Genomic DNA, 24,853 nt, shown 5'->3' on the forward strand with positions numbered 1-24,853 from the left:
ATACCGTTTCAATCGTCGAGCAGACCTGTGCGCTCTGATTCCTCGATTACTCAAAGCCGTGATGCAGGCTAAACCTTGTCCAAGAGGGGTATTTCAAGCCTTAATTGAGCAAGAGACATAATCAGGTAAAACATTGCTGTCGTCGTCTACACACAATATGGTGGTCATGGGGCAGTCTCAAATGACAAGTGTTGATGCTTTGTGGCTTGTTTAAGCCCTGTCTTGCTTGTTATTGCTGACTTTTTATATGTAAATAACTTACGGTTTTTTTGCTTTGTAGTTCAAAAAGAGCCATTTGAATGATATTTACTGCGGCTGAGCAGATGCTTGGTTAATGATGCTGATAGGGAAGGAATATCGAGAAGGTGCTGCCTTGCCCTTCCAGACTTTCTACTTCGATACGCCCCTGATGTTTTGCCACGATTTTTTTCACGATATCAAGGCCAAGCCCGCTGCCTTCTCCAGCTGGTTTGGTGGTGAAAAAAACATCAAATATTCTGGAGCGAATATTTTCAGCAATGCCGCAGCCGTTATCCGAAATGGCGACGATGGCTTCATGTCCCTTCCTGCTGATTGCTATGGTCAGTACGCCAGAAAATTGCATGGCTTGCAGTGCATTATGAATAAGGTTAGTCCACACCTGATTAAGCTCATCAGGAAAGCAAATAATGGGGTCGATATCCTGATAGTCTCGGATAAGCTCAATATTTTGTTTGATTTGATTCTGATAAATGGTGAGGACGGTTTCTAAGCCCTCTTTTAAATCAGATTCAATGCTCACGCCCTCATGATCAAAGCGGGAAAAAGATTTAAGGGCAAAAATAATTTTACTGACTCGTTCCACTGCCGTATTGATATTGTCGGTATTGCTGATAATGCTGGCGATACTGTAGGCGGTGTCAAAGATAAGCGGGCTGTCCGGGTGAAGCAGTAAAGGTAAACAGTCTGCAAACGTGTCTTCAGCATGCAATTGCACCAAAATGCCCGCCATATACCTGGCATCAGCAACACCAGCGCTTTCCAGCAGGGGATGCAGCTGGCGCACTTTATTTCTTTCTTCTCTGGGGCTCAGCATGCGCTGGGGTTTGTAGCCGATCAGCTGCATAAAGCGCTGCTGATTATCCTGATCCAAAAGCTGAAAAAGCTTAGGCAGGTTTTCCAGCGCATGGTTGAGCGAGTCGGCGATGTTTTTGCCGCTGGATTTCACTGCGCCAATAGGCGTATTGATCTCATGTGCCACGCCCGCGATCAGTTGGCCCAGCGCTGCCATTTTTTCGGATTGAATCAGTTGGCCCTGCGCCTGGCGCAGGTTTTCAAGAGCGTCCGCCGTTTGAGCTCTGGATGCTTCAGTGGCCGCATAAGCCGTTGCATTGGCAAGAGCAATGGCTGCATAGATGGCGATAGAGCGCAGCAGCTCCAGCTCTCTTTTTTGAAAAGCATTGGCCTTATGGCTTCGGATAGAAACAACGCCTATGCGCTGTCTGTTTACAATGAGGGGGCGCAGTACAACAGAGCGCATAGGAGATACCGGGCAAATGCCGTTTGGAACAGGTGCTTTTTCTATCAGCGATTCATCCGCAATAATCAGCTCATGTTCGCCTTTAAATGCCTTCACAGAAAGTGAATCCGGATGATCCAGCATCACAAAATAAGGCGGGGCAAGCTGGCCGTCTTCGATATAGTAAATCTGGTTTAAGCGGTCTCCTTCCGGAGTAAGCAGGGCAACGCTAAAGGCATCAAGGGGCAGCAGTGCCTGCAGGTGCAGATAGAGTGCCTGGCAGATTGCATTCGGATTAAGGCTGGTGGTGAGCTCCCTGCCAATATCGCCTAATTGCCGCAGCGTTTCTGCGGAGCTTGCCAGTGCTTTATTAACCTCAGATAACTCCGCAGTGCGCTCTGATACCCGATCAGCCAGGTGATCGCGGTGTTCAGCCAGCTCGCGCTCGTACAGCTGCTTTTGCTGCAAGTAATCAGACAAACTGTTTTGCAAATGATTGATGCCTGATACAAGCATGGACAGCTCATCTTGGCGGGCCGGAGAGCGAGGCATCACAAGGGGCTGGTCTAAATTGGCGGGGCTTAACTGGGCAAGGTGGCGGGCAATCCGCTGCACATGCACGGTAACGGAGCGGTTAAAAATCAGCATAATAAAGCCGGCAAGCAGCAGGGACTGGATAATCTGCGTGATGACGATGGCCACTACTTCACTGCGCAGCCGTGACCAGAGAACGCGCTCATCCCCTAAAAGAGCTAATTTGCCAACCTTTTGGTTGGGTGAATTAAAAAAGGACTGGTAGCTTAAAGTAATTTCCTGAGAAGGCGCGATGCCCGATTTTTTCCAGCCGGGCTGGTTAAAAGAGAAGGTTTCTGCTGCCAGCTGTTCCGGCATGATGGTGATTTCAATTTGGCCAACGGATGCAATTTTAGAGGCGCTGGTTAAATGCGTGTGCAGGGCATCCCGGTCCATTTCCCAAATGGCTTTACTTAATGTGTGCTGATAAACCTGTGCAATCAGATTGAGCTCTGAGTTCATCGCAGCCAGATTAATCTGCCATGCCGACCATGTTTTGACCGCCACTGCCGCAAGCGTAAAGACAAAACAAAACACCAGAGTGGCCAGCACCATTCGGCTTCCGAGGGACAGACCAGATTGCGTTTTAGGAGGCATGGTTTTATATAGTTTGAGTGAAAGGTTTTTTTATGTTGAGTAAATGATTCAGCAGGGGCTGATTAAACTGTCTCTGGTTTATTGATCAGAAAAAGCTGATTAATATGCAACCTTTCCTTTTTATGATGTTTAATTGCTTATTAAAGTTGATAAAGACCACGTAGCACAAATTTAATTTATCTCGGATGAATTCCATTTTTTTTTAATCGTATCAAACGTGCCATTTTTTTTAATATTTTCCATGCCTTGCCTGAACCGATTAACTAATTTATCTGATGTTTTCTGGCCAAAGGCCATAAAGTAGCCATTTTCGCTCAGATCCAGTTTATAGACTTTTACGAGTGTTTTTGCCGGGTCATCGCCTGACTGGCGAACCAAATGATAGGCTGCCATTTCATTCATTACCCACAAATCAATCCGGCCAAGTTTTAGTTTTTCATAATTAAGCTGATATTTCACACTGGATTGCAGATTTTTTCCTTTAATAAAACCCTGTGATTCTAAAAATTGTTCACCAACATCGGTATTTACACTGCCTGTCTGATATTTTTTTGCATCTGCCAGTTGCCTGATTTTAATATCATGGCCAGTATATGCAAACAGGTAATCGCTTGCAGGTGCGATTGGTCCAATCCATTTAAATAATTTTTCTCTTTGCTGTGTCCGGCCTATAGAATAGATCAGTACATTTTCATTATTTATTGCACTTTCGTAAGCTCTGGCCCAAGGCATGGATTGAAATTTACCCTCAATTTTTATGTCTTTAAGAATGGCCTGAACTATTTCGGTGCTGAATCCGGTTAAAACTCCTTTCTCTGTGTAGTTATAAGGGGCGAGCTCCTCTGTTACAATCCGGATTGTTTCGGCACCCGCCATGGCCCCGTGCGCTATCACCAGCAGCAAGATAAAAAAATGGTGCAGCCCTGGCAAAATTTTCTCCTTTCTATTATTTAAGCCCGCTGAAATTATGTGTTTCCATTATTTTTTTTAACTGGCCTTCTGCTTTGATTTTTTCAAAAGCGGCTTGTGTCTGTTTAACCAGTTTATCGGATGTCTTTTTACTATAAGCGATATATATCCCGCTGTTTAATTTATTCAGTGTAAACAGGCTGTCTAATTGATTACAATCAAACTGATGTTGTTTGCAGAGTGTGGCGATATCGCCTTCAAATAAAGCAATCAGATCAACCTGATGATTTAATAGTTTTCTGAATGCATCTGATTGCTGGGCGGATATGCTTAAGCGGGTAAATCCATTTTCCTGCAAATACTGCTGGCGAACATCATCTCTGACTACTGCAATGGAGTAGCGTTTAGCATCTTCCAGCTTTTTAATACTGATATCGCTTCTTTCTTTAAGCCTGACTAAAAAACACTGCGATTTGAATAACTCGCCTACCCATTTAAAATCTGTTTCTCTGTTGGGTGTGCGGGCAATTAAGTAGATAAGTACATTGGCTTTTTTTAAGGCCATATCATATGACCTTGCCCATGGGTAAATGCTGATACTGTAATCTGTAAGCCCTGCGTTTTTAAGGCTTAATTCCACAACCTCGGTTGCCGGGCCTGCTACTTTTCCATCTTTAATATAAGAAAAAGAGGTCATTTCCGTGACTGCATTAATCCGCTCTGCGAGGCAAAGCGCAGAATAGCTTGTAATTAATAAAGTCAGTATGGGTAAGGTTTTCATGCGTTTAAATTTCAGCCGTTCAGAGAGTGTCATTTAAATAACATTGATAGCAGAATAGATCCGGCATGCCGGGCAAATTAAACAATCTTCAGCTCTGAACGGGGGAATGTAAGTTAAACGTTAAACATTAAGAGGGGATTGTGCCGCGGCGGCTGAGCTGCGGTTTTTACTGAAGCTATGCCAGCGGGCGTTGGCCCCTATGAAGGGGGAATAGGGGTATACGGGAAAAAAAGGCTGCATATCGCACGGGATATGCAGCCTTTTCTGCTTAGATAACTTGCAGCACAATTTTGCCACGGGCACGGCCGCTTTCGCTGCGCTCATGGGCGAGGGCGGCCCCGGCTAATGGGAACACACTGTCTATCACTACTTTGATGTGCCCGGCATCCAGCAACGCCGCAATCTCGCTTAATTGAGCTGCATTGGGCTGTACAAAGCAAAAATTAGCACTCACTTGGTGTTTTTGTGCGGTAGCTTCATCGGGCTGATCACAAATTGAAACAAGGCGGCCACCAGCTTTTAGTGTTTGCCAGCTTTGGGCCAGAATATCGCCCCCCATGGTATCAAACACCAGATCCAGATCGCGTAAATCTGCGAAATTGGCTTGTGTGTAATCGATAATATGGTCGGCACCGTGTGAGCTGACCAATCCGGCGTTTTTACCGGAAGTCGTGGTATATACCTCAGCGCCGCGCCACTTTGCTAATTGAATGGCGAACAGCCCCACACCACCGGCACCCGCATGGATGAGCACTTTCTCACCAGCTTGTAATTGGCCAATCTGAAAGATCGCTTGCCATGCAGTGAGTGCAGCTAAAGGCACGGCTGCGGCTTGTTGCCAATCCAAGCTTTGTGGTTTTTTGGCAATTTCACTGGCCCTGATGGCAACAAACTCGGCATAAGCGCCGTTACGGGCAATATCAGGCCGGGAATAAACGGCATCGCCGATCTGCCAGCCTGTAACTTGCTCGCCCAGGGCAACAATTTCACCTGCCACATCCCAGCCTAAAGTGAGCGGCATTTCATAAGCCAGCATGGATTGCAAATAGCCTTCACGGATTTTCCAATCTACCGGATTAACACCCGCTGCATATACTTTAATCAGCACATCATCAGCGGCGATCTCAGGTATGGGTGAGTTTTCCAGCTGTAATACATCGCGCTGGCCGTAGCGGTGCTGGCGAATGGCTTGCATGCTTGCTTTCATTTTTATTCTTCCGGTGGGTAAGTGAATAAGGCTAGTTTAGCGATGAATCGCTGGATTGATTAGTGCTGACAAAAGCATTACATTGTTGCCAAAATAGCAACAATTGTTCAAAGGAACCATTTATGCCACTTTCTCTGGATACTTTGCCTGGCCTCGTTTTGTTTTCCTGCGTGGTTCGCCATGGCAGTCTGACGGGGGCGGCACAGGAGCTGGGACTGAATCGCTCGTCTGTGAGTAAGCAACTTGCACGGTTTGAAGCACAGCTTGGCGCAAAATTATTACAAAGAACAACCCGCAAGCTGGCGCTCACCGAATTAGGCGAGCGGGTATGGCAGGAGGCGCAAACCATTGCTGCGGCTTTGGAAAATGTGGATGCCATTACCGAGGATTACCGGCAAAACGTGCGCGGGCGGCTGAAAGTAAGCTGTTCGTCGTCTTTAGCCAGGGTGCATTTAGTCCCTTTGCTGCCCATATTTAACCAGCGCTATCCAGAAGTAGATTTACTTCTGCAACTGGAAGACCGCTTTGTGGATTTAACCACCGAGCAAGTCGATATCGCCATTCGGGTGGGGCATTTGCCTGATTCATCCCTGGTGGCGCGTAAGCTGGGTGAATTGCAGTGGCAGCTGGTAGCCAGCCCAGGCTATCTGGCAAAGCACGGCGCGCCACAAACACCCGCAGATCTTGCCGGGCACGCCTGTCTTTTTTACCAGAATGGGCTGCGTGTGATGAATCTATGGACGTTTACCGGGCCCAAAGGCGAGGAGCAGGTGCGGGTGAAGGGGGCCTTGGCGATGAATGATGCCTGCGCCCTGGTTGATGCGGCCATCAATGGGCTGGGCATATTATTGATTGATCGCGCACTACTCTCTTTACCACTTGCCAGTGGCCAATTGCTGTCGCTGCTGCCCGATTACCAGCTGGCCGCCGGCTTACCAGTCTATGCGGTTTATCCGGCACGCGAGTGGCTGCCGGCTAAAGCCGCCGCCTTTGTTGAGTTTATTCTTCAGGAGTTTGCACCTAGGCTGGCAACGCCCCGGTTATGAGAATGAAATGAGTTATACCCTGAGCCAAAAGACCTGCAGGTACAGAGCACACAGAGGAAGCCCTGATTACCTCAGGTTTTTCTCTGCGTGCTTTGTGTGCTTAAGGCGCTCTGTGCCTGCAGGTTTATGGTTTTTTGGGGAAGGGTTTCGCAGCAGCATGTAGCCCAAGGCGCTTCTTATAAGCCGCCGTTTTCCATCATATTGCGGATCACCCGGTTAAATGGCTCGATCCAATCAGGATCAAACTGCTGATCAGACGCGTTGACTTCGGCAATGGCCCGCAGCACTGATTTGTTCTGGCCGCGATGGCTGTGTTTAAGCATAACGGCTTCAAAGGCATCCACCAGCGCCAGAATCTTGGCGCCAGGCACAATATCGTTGCCGCTGAGTTTATTGGGGTAACCGTTGCCTTCAATGCTTTCGTGGTGCTGCAAACACATAGTGGAAGCGTCTTGCCAGCCATCCATTCTGGCTAAGAGGCCTGCAGCCCAGGCGGGGTGATCAACTAATTGTGCCCGCTCGATGTCGGACATTCTCTCTACTTTCAGCCAGAGCGATTCGGGCAAAAACATCATGCCGATATCGTGCATATAGACGGCTGCTTCAAGCTGGGTGCTGGAGACCACGCCGCCTGCAGCTTTATTAGTGGCTAAGGCCAATTGTAAATTGCGTGCGGTACGGCCACGAAACAGCGGCGAGCGCATTTCCAGTTGCAGCGCCATATTGCGAAAAAATCGCAAATCCTGGCTGCGTTCTTCATTTGAGCGTTCTACTTCGGCACGGGTACGGTCTGGCAATGTCACTGCGGCATGTTTAAAACCGGTCACGGCTTCGATCAGCCGGGAACAGGCAGGATCAAGCTCTTCGGCCTGCAAGGTGGAAAGCCCGTCAAGGCCACGGGCTAAAGTTGGAAGATGCAGGCTGCTGGCCGATGAATTATTGCTGAGCGATTCAACCGCTTGCTCAAGCCTGTCTAAAGTTAGCAGCAAAACCTCAGATAAGACTTCGGTGAGCTGCAGCTCGCCCGCGCGCATTCTGGAAAGCAGGGTTTCTATGCCGTGCACCAAGGGCACAACAAACTCTACGCGGCACAGCCCGGCATCGCCTTTTATATTGTGAAATGCACGGAACAAATCAGAAATTAAAATCATCTTGCCGGGATCACGCTTCAGCTCGGCAATAATCTGCTCGATCCTTGGTGCATGATCTGCAAGGCTTTCCCGAAAATCCTGGAAAGTATTGATATCGTGAATTTTCGGTGTGAGTAAGCTGTCGTAGTTCATAGGGACACCTTCGGGTGGATTTGGTTTAAGCATAAGTCGTGCTGGCTGCAGAAGATATTCAATTTTCAGATTAAATGCGCGGAGTGGCAGTAATAGCTTGTCTTCGTTGGGTAATATTCGCCGCATATAATGTAATTTATGCAACGACGCAATTATTCTCTGAAATTAGAATGATGGCTGCTGAAACGTAATGTGTACATTGAATCGAATTCGATGTTGTTTCATCTCTCTCCTCTGTATGTATTTACGCCACCGACCCGGTGGCGTTTTTTTTTGCCCGTAGCGGGTACAATGGCAGATTGCTCTTATGAAAAGTATTACGACCATGACTGAATCCATCCGCTTATCCAAACGCATGACCGAACTGGGCATGTGCTCACGCCGCGAGGCCGACGAATTTATTGAACAAGGCTGGGTAAAAGTCGATGGTGTAGTAGTCAATACGCTTGGCAGCCGTGTTTTGCCTGAGCAAAAAATCACTTTAGAGCGCCAGGCTACTGTGTTTCAGGCTGAGCGCGCCACCATTCTGATGCATAAGCCTGTGGGCTATGTATCCGGCCCTGCCGAGCCCGGCGAGCGCCCGGCATGGACGCTGATCAAGGCTGAAACCCGTTTTATTGGTGATAAATCCGGCATTGTTTTCCTGAAAAAACATATGCACAACCTGGCGCCTGCCGGGCGTCTGGACGTGGATTCATCGGGCCTGCTTGTATTAACGCAAGATGGCCGTATCGCTAAAAAGCTGATGTCTGATGCGGATGTAGAGCGCGAATACGTGGTGCAGGTTGAAGGCTTTTTGTCTGATGAAGGCATGAAGCAGTTAAATAACGGCTTAAGCCTTGATGATGAGCGTTTAAAACCAACAAAAGTCAGCTGGCAAAGTGAAGATGCATTGCGCTTTGTTTTGCGTGAAAACCGCCCGCGCCAGATTCGCCGGATGTGCGAGCTGGTTGGCTTAAAAGTAATCAATATCCGCCGCCTGCGTATTGGCCGCGTATCGCTGTCTGATTTACCGGTTGGTCAGTGGCGCTATTTGCGTATGGAAGAGCGGTTTTAATAGGCGCTGTGCCTGAGCGATTGCTGCCCGTGATTTAAAAACACAAACCCTTGTCTCTCAGTTGAGCAAGGGTTTGTGTTTTTTCAAGGCAGAATTTTTGATTATCTTATTGTCATGCTTATGCGCGAAAATCTTATAAGACTTTTTGCTGGCTAAGAACTTTTTTTGATGCAGGCAATCTGAAGACGGGCTGGGTGATTGAGCAAGATACTTGCCAAGCAGTCGCATCAGCATAGACAATTCAATTTCAATCTCATTTAAGAAGTGTATGCAAGCCTCCGACCATAACAGCGCTCACTCTAATATTTTAGGCAAAATCATTTTTGGCAGCCGCTGGTTGCAGCTGCCTATCTATCTTGGTTTGATTATCGTGCAGGGGGTTTACGCGTATAAATTTCTGTCTGCACTCTTTACGATGATGACGAATCTGACCACGCTGACAGAAACCCAAATTATGCTCTCGGTACTGGGCCTGATTGATGTGGTGATGATTGCCAATTTACTCTTGATGGTGACCGTGGGCGGCTATGAAACATTTGTATCCCGCTTGCGCATCAGCACGCATCCTGATCAGCCGGAATGGCTGGATCATGTAAACGCCACGGTGCTGAAAGTTAAATTATCGATGGCGATTATCAGCATTTCGTCGATTCACCTGCTGCAGACGTTTATCAATGCCGACAAAATGAACCCAGTTACCATGCAATGGCAGGTGATTATTCATTTGTCTTTCCTTGTTTCTGCTGCTGCTTTGGCATACACGGATAAGCTCTTGCATTCGGTTGCTCCGCAACACCATAAGTAATCGGATAAGCGAAGCTTTATCCCGCTGAATTGAAAAAGCCTCCTTGGTTTAAAAGGAGGCTTTTTTATTTAACAGATGTTTTCCCAATGAAATTTTCGTGTGCCGTGTGCTTCATGGTGGCTCTGTTACATCGCTGAATCAGGGGCCGGTTTAAGCCTCTTCTCTGTGCTGATACATCGTCAGCAGCAGTGCCTTGGCCATCTCTGCAAACCCCTCATCGGCGAGCAGGCTTTGCCCGCGCCAGGCCATTTCGTACCATGTTTCTGTTTCTTCGCCTGCAAAGCCGCGCAGGCTATTACCGTGCCATCCCTCGAAGGCGGCCTTTTCGGCGGCGCTTTCAGTGCCGTCTTCCTGGCTAAGTGCTTCGGCATATTTGGCGCTGCTGCGGGTGGCAAAGGGCAGGCGGCTGGAGAGGCCTTGCCAGTAGTAATGCAGCCATTTTGCAAGCTCTGCACCGGCGTTTTCCACCGGCCCAAAGCACCAGTGGCCTTTCTGGCTGACGATGCGGGTTTCTTGTTGCACGCCTTCAGGCGCGGCGTGGCAGAGGGCGAGGTGTTTCAGCCAGCAGGCGATCAGCTCGATGGGCGAGCTGTGGTCCGTCCAGACGGCTACCTGCCCGTTGGGGCGCAGCTGGTGCAGTGCGCCGCTGAGCTGCATATCATCCGCAAATTTAAACAGAAAAGAATGGGGTGCTAGCGTGGCATCGCTGAGTAATGGCTCGGCGGCGTTATAGAGCTTACGCAGCGTGGCGGATTGCTTGGCGGCGCTCATATCGCCAAAACCACCGTGCGGCAGCAGGCCGGCGGCGCGCCCGGTGGCGATGGAATCACTGCTCCAGCCCTGCTCGAGGGATTGCCAGATCACCTGGTTTAGCTCGCTTTTAGCAGAAAAAGACAGGCTGAATGGCTCGTTGCTTTCAAACTCCACCGCCTCGTCGGCCAGCCGGATGCCGATGCGGTTTCTGAGTAAATAGCGGGTGGGGTTGCGCCAAAAGGCCAGCAAATCATTGAAGGCGACGTTTTTAAATTCTGCATCGGGCAGGGGCAAGCTTTCTGCCAATACTGAGAGCGGCAGGCCCTGTGGCTGGCCGATGGCGGTGGCGGCGGCAAACCAGAGCGGGGAATAGGCGGGGAGTCGCTCTTCCTTAAAATAGCGAGGGCTAAAGGGCTGCAGCGGGTGTTCGGTAATCAGATGCTTGAGCAGGCGCTCACGCTCGATGCGCCGCCATTTCAGCGCCTCGTTACCTAGGGCGGGCTGCGGCGGGGCATCGTCCAGTACAAAGCTGCGGCCCACGGCGTCGAGTAAATCCGATACCACCACCGATGGCGGAATCACGCCGTTATCCTGAATGCCCCGACCCACATAGCTTAGATACAGCACATCGCTGGCCGAAAGCAGGGTTTCAAGGAATAAATAGCGATCATCGGCGCGGCGGGAGCGATCGCCATATTGCGGATTGTGCGCCATCAAATCAAAACCAGGTGGGCGTGACTCGCGCGGGAAAGCGCCGTCATTAAAGCCCAAGAGGGCAATCACTCTAAAGGGCAGGCAACGCATCGGCACCATGGCGCAAAACGTCACCGCGCCGGTTAAAAATCCACCACTTGGAATCTTGCCGGACAGCGCGCCATTGAGCCAGCTGCGCGGCACGGATAAATCTACCGGCGCATCGTAGTTTGCAGCGCGGCTTTGCTCAGCAAATTCAATAATTTGCTCGCGCAGCTCAGCCAGAATCAGCGCCTCATCGTCATCCGGCGCAAACAGCGCTTCTATCATCTCTATTAATTTTTTATGCCACACCTCGGGCGTGTGTTCCCCTGATAGCGATGCGGCTTGCTCAAACAGTGTCTCGGCAAAAGCCGCCAGGCCAGCCGCCAGCTGCGCCTGATTTCCCGCCACGCCAGAGCCGGGCAATGTGCCAGCAAACAGCGGTGCGGCAGCGCCCGCCACGCCAGCGGGCAGGGCGATGCTCAGCAGCAGTCTGTTCAGCCCAAAGCGCCAGGTGTGCTCAAAAGTGTTGGGCAAACCCAGCTCGGCCTTATGCCCGCCATCTCTGCCCCAGTGGATGCCCAGCTCGCTGATCCAGCGGTGGATGGTGGGTAGTTCGGAAGCCGGGATGTCAAAGCGGCGGGCAATGGCGGGAATATCCAGCAGTGCCATCATCCAATCGCTGGCAAAGCGGCATTGTGGCAGGGGGAGTAGCTCCAGTAGGGCTTGCGCCAGTGGTGCGGCATCTTTCAGGCTGCGGTCAGCAATGGCAAAGGGCACATGCGGCGCGGCCAGCGCAGATGCGCTGCCCTTGTCTAAATGGCGACCGAACACGGCCTCAATATAGGGAATGTAATGCTCGATATCGGGCATCAACACCACAATATCGGCCGGGGTGAGCGTGGCGTCGGCCTCGAATAGCGCCAGTAGCTGATCGTGCAGCACCTCAACTTCGCGCATGGCTGAATGGCAGATATGCACTTGCAGGGATTTATCGTCTGCCGCCACGCGCTGCGCGGTTTCCGGGCTGCGGGCGACCAGCTCAAGCACATCGCTTTTCAGCGTTTGCAACATGGTGTCGTGGTTGCCAGGAAAAGGCGTGAAGTATTCAACGATTTCTGGCTCGGCAATCAGCTGATTAAAAAACTCCCGCCCCTGCTTGCCCCACACCGCCAGCAGCGGATTACCGACTTCCAGATACAGGTCTTCAGGATCAAAGCCATCAGAAAGCCGGGCGATTTCCGCCGCATCCCGAATCTCGCCCCAAGGCTCGCCGCAAGGGTTGAGCGCATGGATAAACACCTCGCAGCGCTTGGATAGCGCGCGCAAAATCTCCATATATACCGGCGGCAGGCTGGATATGCCAAACAGCGAAACACGGCTGGGTAAATCCAGCGGGCGCGGGTCGACCAGCCGCGCATGGGTGGCCGCCAGCAGCGCGCCACGATGGCCGCCATCCACACGAATATCCAGCTCATCTTTAGATAAGTAGCGCCACAGCGCCGCCTGCCAGGCCTCATCATCCCCCAGCCCCAGGCTCTGATTTTTTTCCCAAGCCAGCAGCCAGTCGGGGCGATAAACCAAATACTGATCGAATACATCGGCAATGCGCGTAGCGAGTTCAAAACGCCGAAAATCCCCGCCCTCACGCAGATAATTAAGCAGCACCGGCGCATTGGGCTGCGAATCCAGCCAGGCCAGCACCCGCCAGCCCATAATCTCGCGCGAAAACGGCGATTTCTTCGGCAGATTGCCACCCAGCGTGCGCTGCATTAAATCCCAGAAAAAAGAAGCCAGCAGCGGATAGCCCATCTGCGCCGTCATACCTTGTTTTTCTGCCAAACGAAAATTCAACCACCGCCCCATCCCCTTGGACTGCACCACAATCTTTTCCTGCTCGAAAGGGGATGCCAAAGGAGAAGTCTCTAACTGATGCGCCAGCGCCGCCAGAAGAACATCGATGCGATTGGATTGGAATAGATGCAGCACGGGAAAGTCTTATTCAATGGGCTTAGGGGAGAGGGTAGCGGAAAGTGGGTGGGAATGCAGCAGGTGCTGGGGAAATTTGCGAATGAAATGATATAAAGTACAAGGCTTTAGATTAGAATACTGTAGGTTTCTGATTTTTTACCTCTTCGATTTATTTATTTTGGCGTAAATTGTTACACAAAATTATATTTAATTTGCATGGGATTTTTAGGGCTTATGGAAATATTACAATTTAAATTAACTAATGTTGGACGATTTTCCAATATTGAGCTTCCATTGGCCCCTACAGATGAAAAAAAATCTAAGGTTACTGTCTTAGTTGGAAATAATGGTGCAGGTAAAACATTTTTATTAAAATCGCTCGCTACCTCTTTGAGTTGGTTTGTTGCCCGTGTTCGCTCAGAAAAAGGTAATGGAAGTCCTATTCAAGAGGATGATATAAAAAATGGCCAAAATGCAGCAGCGATTAAAATAAGCTTAAAACATAATGCATATTTGCATCGATGGATTATTGCAAAAACACGTACGGGCCGAAAGAATGAGCAAAGTAGCCAGTTAAATGATGCAACAAAATTAGCTGAGCATTTTCGGTCTGAATTAAGTAAAGATGAACAAACTTCATTACCTTTGATTGTTTTTTATCCTGTTGAACGTGTTGTTTTAGATATTCCATTGAAAATCCGTGATAAGCACTCTTTTCAGCAGTTGGATGGGTACGACAATGCTTTGAATCAAGGAGTTGATTTCCGACGTTTTTTTGAGTGGTTCAGGGAACGTGAAGACGCTGAAAACGAAACGGGCATTCCTATCGAGGCAGTTGAGAAATTATATAAATCATTTATTAATGATCCTAAGGCTTTGCTTGGTCTTCAGGAGATGCATGCCTTAATGCGTGATAGGCAGCTAAGCGCAGTAAGAGCTGCAATTAGTGCCTTTATGCCAGGATTTAGTAATTTACGAGTCCGACGTAAACCTCGCTTGTATATGTCAGTTGATAAACATGGTGAATCGCTGAATGTCGGGCAGTTATCACAAGGGGAGAAATCACTCATGGCGCTGGTGGGAGATATTGCCCGGCGCTTGGCAATGATGAATCCCTCATTAGAGAATCCTTTGCATGGCGACGGCATTATTCTTATTGATGAAGTGGATTTGCACTTACACCCTAAATGGCAGCGTACACTCATCGCGCGTTTAACCTCAACCTTCCCCAATTGCCAGTTTATTCTGACAACGCATTCACCATTGGTGATTAGTGATAGCAAAGATGTGCTTTGTTATTTACTGGATGATGGTGAGATATCTGTTGTTGATGATTTATACGGTTTAGATGCCAATTCAGTTTTGCTACAGGTAATGGATACCGATATCCGTAATGTTGATGTTGATATGCGCTTGCGTGCCTTACTGAATACCATTCAGGATGGTGAACTCGATAAGGCCAAAGATTTGCTTGCAGAGCTGAGCAAAGATTTACCGGAAAATAATATTGAATTAATTAAGGCTCGCTTATTGCTGCGTAAACAGGAGTTGCGGCATGCGCAAGATCGTTAAATCTACTGCGCCTGCTGGTTTAACACGCTGGAAACGTGATCACCCTAAAGGGAAGTATGCTGGGACTGATCATAGTGTTAGGCAGGAAATTAGAGCGGCTTCTTTAAAAGAGCAATATTACTTATGTGCTTATTGTTGCCAAGGTATCACTGAAAAAAATTGTCATAATGAACATGTTGAGGCGCAGGATCTTGCACCGAAACTAACTTTAGATTTTGATAATATTGTTGCGAGTTGTAATGCAAAACATCAGTGTGGTGGAGGGCATGGCTCTCAAGCCTTATTGCTTACCCCATTAATGGATGAGTGTGAAAAAGAGTTAAAATTTTATATTAGTGGAGAAGTTGAAGGTTTAACTGAAAGAGCCAAAGATGCAATTCGTATTTTAAATCTTGGTGATTCAACTTCAACAAATCGGCAACTTATTGAAAAGCGCAAGCAACTCATTGATGGTTTTATTTGGGCTAATATAGGTGATCCGAATGATGGGTTTGAAGATGATGAGTTGATTTCGATGCTTATTGAAGATTGCCAAATACCCAAAGATGGCAAGCTAGAAGCCTTTGCCCCTGTTTTTAAAAATATCATGAGTGCATGGATAACTAAACCCTATGCCTAAACCCAAACTCCCCCGATTAACTGACGCTATCCGTGCCGATTTGTTTACCCATCTGGCAACGATGGAAAAAGCGGGCTTGCCGGTGGCGCAGGCTTTTTTATCCTTGCGGCTGGCAAAAGCGGTTCAGCCCAGGGTGGATGAGGCGCGTAAGTGGCTGGGGCGGGGCAAGGATGTGGCGGCGGCGGGGCGGATGGCTGGCTTGTTTAGCGATCTGGAAGCAGATTTGCTGCACGCGGCGATCAGCGCGGGCAGCCCTGCGCATACTTACTTTCGCCTAGCTGAGCGCTATACGCTGAAGGCTAAATTAAGCAAGCAGATGCGCTCCAAAATGATGCTGCCCATCGTGGTGTTTGTGCTGGCTTTGCTGGTGCAGCCGCTGCCCGATCTGGTGTTGGGCGCGCTTAGCCCTGCTGCTTATTTATGGCGCTGCCTGCGGCCGATGCTGTTTTTTATCAGCCTCTATGGTTTATTCAGAGGGGTTTCGGATTGGCTGGAAGTCGCGCAGCCGTCGCGTTTAAGGCTGCAACTTGAAACGCTGCTGATCAAAATACCACTGTTTGGGGCTATGCATGTGCGGCGCAATGCGCGGGATTTTTTTGAAAGCCTAGCGCTGATGCTGGAAGCGGGCCTGCCCATGTTTGATGCCCTGCCCAAGGCGAACCGGGCGATTCATAACCAGCTGATCCGCAGCGAATACAGCCGCATTCTGTCCAAAATGCAGCGCGGGGATAGCCTTGCCAAAGCGCTGGAGCAGCAGTCTTTCTTAGGGGAGGAGCGGGTGATCGGCTTTGTGCAAACCGGGGAAGCCAGCGGCACTTTGCCAGAAATGCTGCTGCGGCATGTGAATATGGAAAGTGCTTCCATTGCTGATTTCCAAAGCAAAGTCGCCGAGTGGTTTCCAAGAATCATGTACGGCCTGCTGATGCTGTGGATGGCCTATGACATGGTGATTGGAAGTGGCGCGCCGCAGATGCCTGCTGATTTGTAGATTGCATATTGTTCAAAAAATGATGTAACACAACACAAACCCAAATCTTGAATCACGGAGGACACAGAGTTTCACAGAGAAAAACTACATCTAAATCAACGTGCCGAAGGCACTAAAAAGCAGATTACGGCTTAACTCACCTATTTTGCACTGCAAATAATATCCGCAAGTTGTTTGATCTTCTCATCCATACGCTCACAAGGCACCTGTGCATAGCCAAGAATAAAGCCGTTGACGGGGCTTTGATTGCCTGTGGTGTAGCTGCTTAATGCGCGGGCCACCAGGCCTTGTTTTAAGGCGGCTTCGCTAATGGCCTGATCAGAAAAAGCATGATCCAGCGCGATGGATAAATGCATGCCTGAAGAACCTCCATAAATCGTAATTAAGCCACCTAGGTGCTTATTGAGTGCCTCGCTCATGGCATCCCGCCTTGCTGCGTAGAGTTTGCGCATCGCGCGTAAATGGCTGCTAAAGCCGCCGCTGTTAATAAATTCGGCTAGTGCTGATTGCTCTGTCTGGCGGCCCCGAGGCTGGCACTGGCTGAGCATATTTTCGACCATCGCTGCTAAATGGGCAGGCACCACCATAAAGCCCGTGCGTAAGGCGGGAAACATACTTTTGCTGAAGGTGCCCAGATAAACAACAGGTGCATTGGGCATCAGCCCTTGCATTGCGGGCAGGGGCTGGCCATCGCGGCGAAATTCGCTGTCGTAATCGTCTTCGATGATTAAGCTGCCGTGTTTTTGGGCCTGCTGCAGCAGCATTAAACGCCGCTCAAGGCTAAGCACGCTGCCAAGTGGGTATTGGTGCGATGGCGTCAGGTAAATCAGCCTGGGCGGGGCGGTCTGCCAGTCTTTTTCTTGTGGCGCAATGCCATCCTGATCAAGTGCGATGCCAATAATATTAAGCTCGGCTGTGGTAAAAGCATTGGCTGCACCGGTATAGCCGGGGCTTTCTATCCACGCCGTATCGCTTGCATCGGCAAAGAGCCTGGCGCATAAATCGAGGCTGTTTTGGGTGCCATCGGTAATGAAAACCTGGCTTGCATCGCAGACTACGCCCCGGCCAGCCCGCAGGTGAGCGGCAATCGCTTCTCGCAAAACATCCTCTCCGGCCGCATGGCCATAGGCGAGTTTTTTTGGCGTGCTTTTTTGCCAGCTGCGTGCCAGGGCGCGTTGCCAGCGGGCGATGGGAAAATCCGCCAGTGATGGCACGCCGGGAGTAAATGCTTGCAGTGTTTCATCGGAAAAGCGTGCCGCAAATGGCTGGCAGCGCCGGGATAATAAGCTGACTGATGAGTTTGCAGGCGGGGTTTGGCTGCTGTCCAGCTTTAAAGGGGCGACTTTGCTACCGCTTCGGTCTGCAAGCAAAAAGCCTTCTGCTGCTAACTGCTCATAGGCATAAATCACCGAATTACGCGCCATGCTCAATTCTTGCGCCAGCTGCCTTGATGAGGGTAAGCGTGCGGCGGGGGAGAGCGTTCCTGCCAGAATAGCCGCTCTGAGTGCCTCATACAGGCCATGCTGGCGCGAGCGGCCTGTGGTCTGATCAGGTTTAAGCAGGAGTGAGTAATCCATTGCTGGCTCTAAATTTTTTGTAGGTATTGGATCTTATCCTGGGGCCAGTGCTTGAGATAGTCTGTATGCATATCAACCCCACACAGAGCACATCATGTCCAGCTATCCAAGCCGCCGCACCCGTATCCGCCGTGCTCCAGAACTAGCCAAATACGATCAAGACACGCTGTATCAGATTATTGATGCGGCCTATTTGTGCCATATCGCTTTTTATGATGGCACGAGCACGCACTGCATCCCAACGGCCTGCTGGCGCAGCGGCGGGCATTTGTATATTCATGGCTCCAACGGCGGGCGGCTGATGAAGCTGTTGTCCAAAGGGGTAGAAGCATCCGTTGCAATTACCCATCTTGATGGCCTGGTGCTGGCCCGTTCGGCATTTAATCATTCGATGAATTATCGCTCTGCAGTGATTTATGGCCAGTTTGAGCAGGTGATCGCTGAGGCGGATAAATCGGCGGCATTAGACGCACTGATGGATAAGATTGCCATTGGCCGAAAAGATGAAGTGCGGCCCGGTAATTTAAAAGAAATCGCTGCAACCATCGTGCTGCGCGTTTCATTAACTGAAGCCGCTGCCAAGGTGAGATGTGGCGGGCCGCTTGATGATGAAAAAGATATGCAAATTGGCGCATGGGCAGGGGTTTTACCTTTAGAGCAAGTTCAGACTACGCCTGTGCCCGATGGAAAGTATTCAGTGATACCGGCATATGTGCGCGAGTGGGGAGGCAGCTGGCCAGCAATCTGCAGTGCGGCATTGGCGGGTTTGGGGCTGGGGTCATCGCATTCTGAGTGAGCTTTGCTGGCTGCCTGATAAAAGCACTGGGAAACAGCAGTTTTTCAGATGTGCTTTGAGGGGCTTACCCGGGCCTATCTTTAACGCTTGGGGTATTGATTATGCCAAGTGAATATAATCGGGTGTGGTTGAAAGTTTTTATTGACTTGGGTGTAAGTAGCTGAGTATGATTCGCAGTCTTGATGGAGAGTTGGCCGAGTGGTCGAAGGCACTCCCCTGCTAAGGGAGCATACGGGCAAAACCTGTATCGAGGGTTCGAATCCCTTGCTCTCCGCCAAGTGTTTCTTACTTGGCAGAGTCGAGTAGTAATAATGGGAACTAAGCGAGTTTAAATACGCTTCAAACACCCCAGAAAAAACAGCCCTTGTTGATCAAGGGTTTTTTTTCGTCTGAAGGATGGCAATAGCCCACCATCATCAGCTTTGTCCTTCAGTATTTCCCTTCCCGTAACGCCGAATCCCCGGTGCATTAAAATTTGGGTTTTACCGGATAACATCAGATCCAAATCAATAAGCAAGCAGATCTGACTGCCTTTCCCTCGCCCTTAAATCTAAAATCAGTTATTGGGGGATTTATGACGACATCTTTTGATTTTAATCGTGCGCCGTTTAATAGCCTGAATACCGCAGAGCGGGATCGTGTGGCTGCAGCGCTGGATGTGGCTTATTACGCGGCCGGATCGGTGATCCAGCAGCAGGGTGAGGTGGTGGATGCCTTGCTGGTGGTGATGAAAGGGCTAGTCAGGGAGGCGGGCGAGTCCGGCTTTTATGGCTGCTTTGATGTGCTTGATAGCAAATCGCTGCTTAGTGGCAATGCCTGCTGCACTTTGCATGCGCAAGAAGACACGCTGCTTTGGCATATCCGGCGTGATGTGGCTATGAAAATCAGCGATGCCAACAGCCAGTTTGCGGCGTTTTTTTACGCCGATGTGGCGCGTAAACTGGCCGCGCTCAGCCAGCCCGTGCAAGAGCTGCAGCCCAGGGTAGCTGATGCGGTCTTGCATACGCCTTGCTGGCTGGCAGAAAACGCCACGGTGATGGATGCGGCGCGGCTGATGAAACGCGCGCACAGCCGGGCGGTGCTGGTGCGGGAAGCTGAGGGCGTGGGAATTTTTACTCAAAGCGATTTACGCAATGTGGTGGTGGATGGGCTGGATGCCAATCATGAAGCTATTTACCGTCACCTTAAGCGCCCGCTGATTTGCGTAAAAGCCGAAGATGATTTGCACCACGCCATGCTCTTGATGATGCGTCACTCGGTGCAAAGGCTGGTGGTGCTGGAGGGCGACGAGGTTTGCGGCGTGCTGGAGCAGGTGGAGCTGATGTCGGCGTTTTATAATAACGCCAATAATCCACGTGGCATTACCGCGCAAATTGGCCGTGCTAATCACCCTGATGCGCTTTTGGCTGCGGTGAAAAGTACGCAGCAATTAATACGCACACTGCACGGCAATGGCATGAAAATCACCTTGCTGGCCGAGCTGGTCGGGGAAATTCGTCAGCGATTATTTAGCCGCTTGTTTACCCTGCTGGCCCCGCCAGAGATGCTGCCGCATGTGTGCCTGCTGGTTTTAGGCTCGGAAGGGCGGGGCGAGCAAATCTTAAATACCGATCAGGATAATGCGCTGATTATTGAAGATGGCTATCAGCATCCGGATCTGGAGCGCGTGTGTAGTGAATTTAATCAGCAGCTGATCACCTTTGGCTACCCGCCTTGCCCTGGCATGGTGATGGTTTCAAATCCCCAATGGCGGCAAAGTGTGGCGGGCTATAAGCGGCAGATTAATGCATGGACCAGCAGCGCCAGCAGTGAAAATGTGATGCATATGGCGATCTGGCTGGATGCACGGCCAGTCTGCGGGCAGCTGGCTTTGTTTGAGGGCTTGCGCCAGTATTTGCAACAGGATTTGGGGGATAACGCGGCGTTTTTATCGCGCTTTGCTTTACCTATAGAGCAATTCTCTCCGCCGATTAATCTGTTTTCCAGGCTGATTGCCACAGCCGGGCCGGATAAGGATGCGCTGGATATTAAAAAGGGCGGCATTTTCCCTGTGGTGCATGGCCTGCGCAGCCTTGCGCTGCAATATGGGATAGACGAGTGTAATAGCTATCAACGTATTCAGCGTTTAAGCGATACCGGTCATTTAAACGAGAGCTTTGGCCGTGATTTAGCCGAATCTCTGGCGTTTTTGCAGGGCCTGCAGCTGAAAGCGGGGCTGCTGAATCAGGCCATGGATAAGCCAGTTGATCATCTGATCGATCCTGCTGCTTTAACCACCTTAGAGCGCGAGTTATTAAAAGATACGCTGTCGGTGGTGAAGCAATTTCGCCAGCTGATCAGCCATCATTTCAAGCTGGGCATGTTATGAGTGGCCTGATGGATTATTGGCAACGCTGGCGCAGATCGCGCAGCCAGGCGCTGGCAAATCCGGCGTTTGCCTGTTTGTGGGATGAGGCCCCGGCAGGGGAATACGTGAGCCTTGATTGCGAAATGAGCTGCCTTGATCCAGGGCAGGCAGAGATTTTAAGCATCGCCGCAATCAGAATAAAAGGCTCGCGGATTATCGTCTCAGAGCATCTTAAATTATTGGTAAAACCTGCTGGGCAGATTGATCCGGCCAGCATTGCCGTGCATGGTTTGCGCCATCAGGATGTGCAAGAGGGCATGGCGATAGAGGAGGCTCTGGCGGCCTTGCTGCACTTTATCGGGCCGCGGCCCTTGGTGGGTTATTATTTGGAATTTGATTTGGCGGTGCTCAATCGTCTGCTCAAACCCATGCTGGGTGTGGCTTTACCTAATGCCAGCATCGAGGTGTCCGGCTTATTTTATGATCAAATGGTAACGGCGCATCGCCCTGATGTGGATCTGAGCCTGAGCCATATTCTGCAAACGCTAAACCTGCCCGACTTGCCCCGGCATGATCCGCTGAACGATGCGCTTCTGGCGGCGATGGTGTTTTTAAAATTGCATCGCCAGCCCGCTGTTTAATCCCCGCGTATATATCTCAATAGCCTTCCCTTATAGGCACTGCCATCGTGCAAAGGGGTATTGATCAGCGTTTCATAAAGCTGAAAGCCGTGCCGGGCCATCTGGCGGTTGAAGGCGCTGCGGTTGCCTCGGTTGGGATCAATTATCAGCACCTCGGCACACGCAGCAGCATGCAAATCAATAAAGAGCGCAAGGGCTGCAGGCTGGTTGCGCTCGTACAGAATATCGCTGCCAATGATGAGATCAAACTTTCCTAATTCAGGATTGGCCCTGTCCCAGTTGCCGGTGCTGTATTTGAGCGCAGGCAGGGTATTGAGCTGCAGATTGGCATTCAGAAACGTTTCGGTTAAGGGGTGGCAATCGCTGGCGGTGATATCGCCATGTCTGCGGTGCACCACCATACTTGCCAGTGCCAGGCCACAGCCAATTTCCAGAATCCGTCTTTCCCCAAGGGTATAAACCTGCATTAAATCAGCCAGTTTTTGGGCTGATGGCCAAACCAGACCAAAGAGTGGCCAGCTGGCTGCAGAGATGCCTGCATCTTCGGCTTTGCCTTCGGGGTCGAAATACTGCTGAATATCGAGCAAAGAGCGGATATTTAAATTTAAACCGCCGGCAACGGCAATATCCTGAGTTTTGACTTGATAGCCAAGAGGGGCGAGATGGGGCATGGGGGCCTTTTGCAGGTGCGGCGGAGGATGCTTTTCGAACCGACGCAACGCTTCAATAAGAAGGGTTTTGCAAGAAGGATTAGTATTCGGCGGGGCAGGTACATAGTTAGGGGAATCTGATGCTAACACTCATTGGCTATTGCAGTACTGCATTCTGGCATTAAAGGTATTAGGGACATTATGGGGTGGTGCATTGTTTGTATATTGCTTACATTGCACTGTATTTGTTCATTTTCTTAGTAAGCAGCTGCTTGGAATCGTGCGTATTCCTGATGTTGTTTTTCTGTATTTTATGCGCTGTTTTTTATAAGTTTGATGCGGAAATACTCATACATCCGGGATTAAATGCGGCTACTCTTACGTCTCAATCCTTCTCCTTTTTAAAGGGTGACGCCCATGGAAAAGCTTGGTTTTCGAGCCAAAATAATGCTGACAGTGCTGGGCTCTTTACTTGTTATTTTAGGATCGATGCTGTTTGTGCTGGCCTGGAATACGCGGCAGGAAATGAGTGCCGAGTCCTTGAGCAGCGCAGAGAATATGGCAAAGCGCTATGCCTTATTTGCGCAAACCGAGCTGGAAAAACCACTGGGGCCCTTGCAGACACTGGTCAGCGGATTGGAAAGCAGCAAGCAGCATGGCCTGTTGCAGCGTAATCAAACCAACAGCCTGCTGCTGCAGGCATTAAAAGACAATGCCGATCTGTATGATCTGTGGCTGATTTATGAGCATGGTAAATTTGATGGCAAAGATGCCGAATTTACTAAAGATAAAACAGCTTATCCTTCCGGGGCTTATGCACCATGGGCTTTACGCAAGGGCGAAAAAACAGAGCTGATGGAATACGCCTACAGCGAGGGAATGGATGAGGCGGCTATCCGCAAATGGGAAGAGGCTTATTACGGCGGCGCCTATTACACCGCGCCTAAAGCTTCTGGCAGGCAAACAGTTATAGAGCCCTATGTGGATAGTGATACCAAAGTCTTAATGATGTCATTTGCTTTGCCTTTGCAGTATCAGGGCCAGTTTTTAGGGGTGGCGGGCAGCGATATTCCCATGGGTGATTTACAAAAAACACTGAGTCAGGTCAAAGTGTTTGAAAGCGGTTTTATCAGCTTAATCAGTGCGGGGGGCCTTTATGGCAGCCACCCGGATTCTGCGCTATTAGCCAAGCCTGTTAATAGCAGTGAAATACCTGCCAATGTATTGGCAGAAGTTCAGACGGGTAAATCTTTGCATATTGAAAATGGCGGGTTTATTCGCTTTTTTATGCCAATTAAAATGGGAAAAAGCGGCACAGTCTGGAGCCTCGTAATTAATGTGCCCATTTCCGAGTTTTATGCGCGCTCTGATCGCTTATTGCGAATGTCATTTTTAATTGGCGGGCTGGGTTTAATTTTATTGTCGCTTATTCTGTCTGCCACGCTCAGCTATTTAACTCAGCCTATTTTGCGGTTAAATCAGGCCATGATGCAATTGTCGGCAGGGGATGCTGATTTAAGCCATCGCCTGGAGGTCAGCAGCGGCGATGAAATAGGCCGTACTTCGCAGGCCTTTAATCTGTTTGTAGCGTCTTTGGCCGACATGATCAGCATGGTGAAGCTGCAAGTTAAAGAGCTGAACGCACAAATTGCCCAGCTGGCCGGCCACGCGGATACGGTAGCACAGGGCTCAACAATGCAGGCTCAGGCGGCAGAGCAAACGGCAGGCGCGATTGAAGAAGTTTCAGTAGGGATTAATTTAATTGCCGAAAATGCCCTTGCCACAGAAACCATGAGCCACGTTGCTGAAACCAATGCGCGCCAGGCCGAATTTGGTGTGCGGGCCACCTCGGGTGAAATCGCTAAAATTGAGGCCGTAGTGAAGGCGCAATCCGTGTTGATGAATGGTTTAAGAGCGCGCTCAACAGAGATTTCAAATGTGGTTGGAGTGATTCGTGGCATAGCAGATCAAACCAATTTACTGGCTTTAAATGCAGCCATTGAAGCTGCCAGAGCAGGAGAGCAGGGCCGTGGCTTTGCCGTGGTGGCCGATGAAGTCAGAAAGCTGGCAGAGAACACCAGCAATGCCACGCTGGATATCGGCAAAATGATTACGCTGATTCAGGATGAAACGATGCAGGCGGCGCAGGGCATGGAGCTGGCTTTGCAGCAGGTGGAAGAAGGTGTTGAGTTATCCAGGGAGGCGGCAGATCAGATTGCTGAAATCACTGCGGGCACAAATAAAATGTCGGAAAGCGTTCATCACATTGCCAAAACAACGGCGCTGCAATCCAAGGCCACCGAGGATATCTCGCACAATGTGGATAAAATCAACACTATGGTGCACGATAATAACCAGGCATTGCAGCAGGTGCGTGATGCAGCCAGAAACTTAAGCGATCTTTCTTCTGATTTACAAAAAGCAGTGGATCGCTTTAAGGTTTAAGTG

At 49.9% G+C, this 24,853-nt stretch carries 18 protein-coding genes and 1 tRNA gene; 11 read left to right on the forward strand and 8 right to left on the reverse strand.

The window, feature by feature from the left end:
* Nucleotides 1-331: 331 nt before the first annotated feature.
* The 4 genes from CSQ88_RS10340 to CSQ88_RS10355 all read right to left on the reverse strand — a co-directional run bounded on the left by CSQ88_RS10340 (nucleotide 332) and on the right by CSQ88_RS10355 (nucleotide 5,565).
* Complete coding sequence (locus CSQ88_RS10340) at nucleotides 332-2,626, reverse strand: ATP-binding protein (RefSeq protein ID WP_180273625.1); 2,295 nt, start codon at nucleotides 2,624-2,626, stop codon at nucleotides 332-334.
* A 213-nt stretch (nucleotides 2,627-2,839) separates the two neighbouring features.
* Complete coding sequence (locus CSQ88_RS10345) at nucleotides 2,840-3,544, reverse strand: ABC transporter substrate-binding protein (protein ID WP_099398071.1); 705 nt, start codon at nucleotides 3,542-3,544, stop codon at nucleotides 2,840-2,842.
* A gap of 70 nt (nucleotides 3,545-3,614) precedes the next feature.
* Entirely contained in the window at nucleotides 3,615-4,391 is a 777-nt protein-coding gene (locus tag CSQ88_RS10350; RefSeq protein ID WP_099398029.1) for an ABC transporter substrate-binding protein, read from the reverse strand.
* A gap of 235 nt (nucleotides 4,392-4,626) precedes the next feature.
* On the reverse strand, nucleotides 4,627-5,565 hold the full coding sequence (locus CSQ88_RS10355; protein WP_099398030.1) for an NADP-dependent oxidoreductase: 939 nt from the start codon (nucleotides 5,563-5,565) through the stop codon (nucleotides 4,627-4,629).
* A gap of 122 nt (nucleotides 5,566-5,687) precedes the next feature.
* Between CSQ88_RS10355 and CSQ88_RS10360 the strand changes: the two genes are divergently transcribed.
* Complete coding sequence (locus tag CSQ88_RS10360) at nucleotides 5,688-6,611, forward strand: LysR family transcriptional regulator (RefSeq protein WP_099398031.1); 924 nt, start codon at nucleotides 5,688-5,690, stop codon at nucleotides 6,609-6,611.
* A 176-nt stretch (nucleotides 6,612-6,787) separates the two neighbouring features.
* On the opposite strand, the gene CSQ88_RS10365 is transcribed toward CSQ88_RS10360, so the two are convergent.
* Nucleotides 6,788-7,894 (reverse strand): HD-GYP domain-containing protein, encoded by a 1,107-nt coding sequence (locus CSQ88_RS10365; protein ID WP_099398032.1) that lies wholly within the window; start codon nucleotides 7,892-7,894, stop codon nucleotides 6,788-6,790.
* Between the two features lie 307 nt (nucleotides 7,895-8,201).
* On the opposite strand from CSQ88_RS10365, the gene CSQ88_RS10370 reads away from it, so the two are divergent.
* Together CSQ88_RS10370 and CSQ88_RS10375 are read left to right on the forward strand one after the other, a co-directional pair.
* Nucleotides 8,202-8,951: a pseudouridine synthase gene (locus CSQ88_RS10370; protein WP_233702851.1), complete on the forward strand. Its 750-nt coding sequence runs from the start codon at nucleotides 8,202-8,204 to the stop codon at nucleotides 8,949-8,951.
* A 268-nt stretch (nucleotides 8,952-9,219) separates the two neighbouring features.
* Nucleotides 9,220-9,756 (forward strand): TIGR00645 family protein, encoded by a 537-nt coding sequence (locus tag CSQ88_RS10375; RefSeq protein ID WP_099398033.1) that lies wholly within the window; start codon nucleotides 9,220-9,222, stop codon nucleotides 9,754-9,756.
* Nucleotides 9,757-9,906: 150 nt separating this feature from the next.
* Here the strand turns inward: CSQ88_RS10375 and recC are convergent, their stop codons facing one another.
* Complete coding sequence (gene recC, locus CSQ88_RS10380) at nucleotides 9,907-13,233, reverse strand: exodeoxyribonuclease V subunit gamma (RefSeq protein WP_099398034.1); 3,327 nt, start codon at nucleotides 13,231-13,233, stop codon at nucleotides 9,907-9,909.
* 216 nt (nucleotides 13,234-13,449) lie between these two features.
* On the opposite strand from recC, the gene CSQ88_RS10385 reads away from it, so the two are divergent.
* From CSQ88_RS10385 to CSQ88_RS10395, 3 genes are read left to right on the forward strand one after another with little or no spacing between them, the layout of a single operon-like run.
* Nucleotides 13,450-14,787, forward strand: a complete 1,338-nt coding sequence (locus CSQ88_RS10385; RefSeq protein ID WP_099398073.1) for an AAA family ATPase — start codon at nucleotides 13,450-13,452, stop codon at nucleotides 14,785-14,787.
* Complete coding sequence (locus tag CSQ88_RS10390; RefSeq protein WP_099398035.1) at nucleotides 14,771-15,406, forward strand: TIGR02646 family protein; 636 nt, start codon at nucleotides 14,771-14,773, stop codon at nucleotides 15,404-15,406. The genes CSQ88_RS10385 and CSQ88_RS10390 overlap by 17 nt, the downstream gene beginning before the upstream one ends.
* Nucleotides 15,399-16,394, forward strand: a complete 996-nt coding sequence (locus CSQ88_RS10395; RefSeq protein WP_099398036.1) for a type II secretion system F family protein — start codon at nucleotides 15,399-15,401, stop codon at nucleotides 16,392-16,394. Before CSQ88_RS10390 ends, CSQ88_RS10395 begins: the two co-directional genes overlap by 8 nt.
* 140 nt (nucleotides 16,395-16,534) lie before the next feature.
* On the opposite strand, the gene CSQ88_RS10400 is transcribed toward CSQ88_RS10395, so the two are convergent.
* Nucleotides 16,535-17,971, reverse strand: a complete 1,437-nt coding sequence (locus CSQ88_RS10400; protein WP_099398037.1) for a PLP-dependent aminotransferase family protein — start codon at nucleotides 17,969-17,971, stop codon at nucleotides 16,535-16,537.
* Nucleotides 17,972-18,065: 94 nt separating this feature from the next.
* Between CSQ88_RS10400 and CSQ88_RS10405 the strand changes: the two genes are divergently transcribed.
* The 4 genes from CSQ88_RS10405 (at nucleotide 18,066) to CSQ88_RS10420 (ending at nucleotide 21,755) form a co-directional block, all read left to right on the forward strand.
* Nucleotides 18,066-18,767, forward strand: a complete 702-nt coding sequence (locus CSQ88_RS10405; protein ID WP_099398038.1) for a pyridoxamine 5'-phosphate oxidase family protein — start codon at nucleotides 18,066-18,068, stop codon at nucleotides 18,765-18,767.
* Between the two features lie 184 nt (nucleotides 18,768-18,951).
* A tRNA-Ser gene (locus CSQ88_RS10410) sits at nucleotides 18,952-19,044 on the forward strand.
* A gap of 297 nt (nucleotides 19,045-19,341) precedes the next feature.
* A complete protein-coding gene (locus CSQ88_RS10415; protein WP_099398039.1) occupies nucleotides 19,342-21,135 on the forward strand; it encodes a putative nucleotidyltransferase substrate binding domain-containing protein in 1,794 nt (597 codons plus the stop codon).
* Between the two features lie 8 nt (nucleotides 21,136-21,143).
* A complete protein-coding gene (locus tag CSQ88_RS10420) occupies nucleotides 21,144-21,755 on the forward strand; it encodes a 3'-5' exonuclease (protein WP_257212554.1) in 612 nt (203 codons plus the stop codon).
* On the opposite strand, the gene CSQ88_RS10425 is transcribed toward CSQ88_RS10420, so the two are convergent.
* A complete protein-coding gene (locus CSQ88_RS10425) occupies nucleotides 21,752-22,426 on the reverse strand; it encodes a methyltransferase (protein WP_099398041.1) in 675 nt (224 codons plus the stop codon). The genes CSQ88_RS10420 and CSQ88_RS10425 overlap by 4 nt on opposite strands.
* 396 nt (nucleotides 22,427-22,822) lie before the next feature.
* Here CSQ88_RS10425 and CSQ88_RS10430 point away from each other — a divergent pair, with 396 nt between their 5' ends.
* The gene (locus tag CSQ88_RS10430) at nucleotides 22,823-24,850 is read left to right on the forward strand and encodes a methyl-accepting chemotaxis protein (RefSeq protein WP_099398042.1); all 2,028 of its coding nucleotides are present in this window, start codon (nucleotides 22,823-22,825) and stop codon (nucleotides 24,848-24,850) included.
* The last annotated feature ends 3 nt before the right edge of the window (nucleotides 24,851-24,853 follow it).

The sequence above is a fragment of the Iodobacter sp. BJB302 genome (assembly GCF_002735645.1).
Classification (GTDB): domain Bacteria; phylum Pseudomonadota; class Gammaproteobacteria; order Burkholderiales; family Chitinibacteraceae; genus Iodobacter.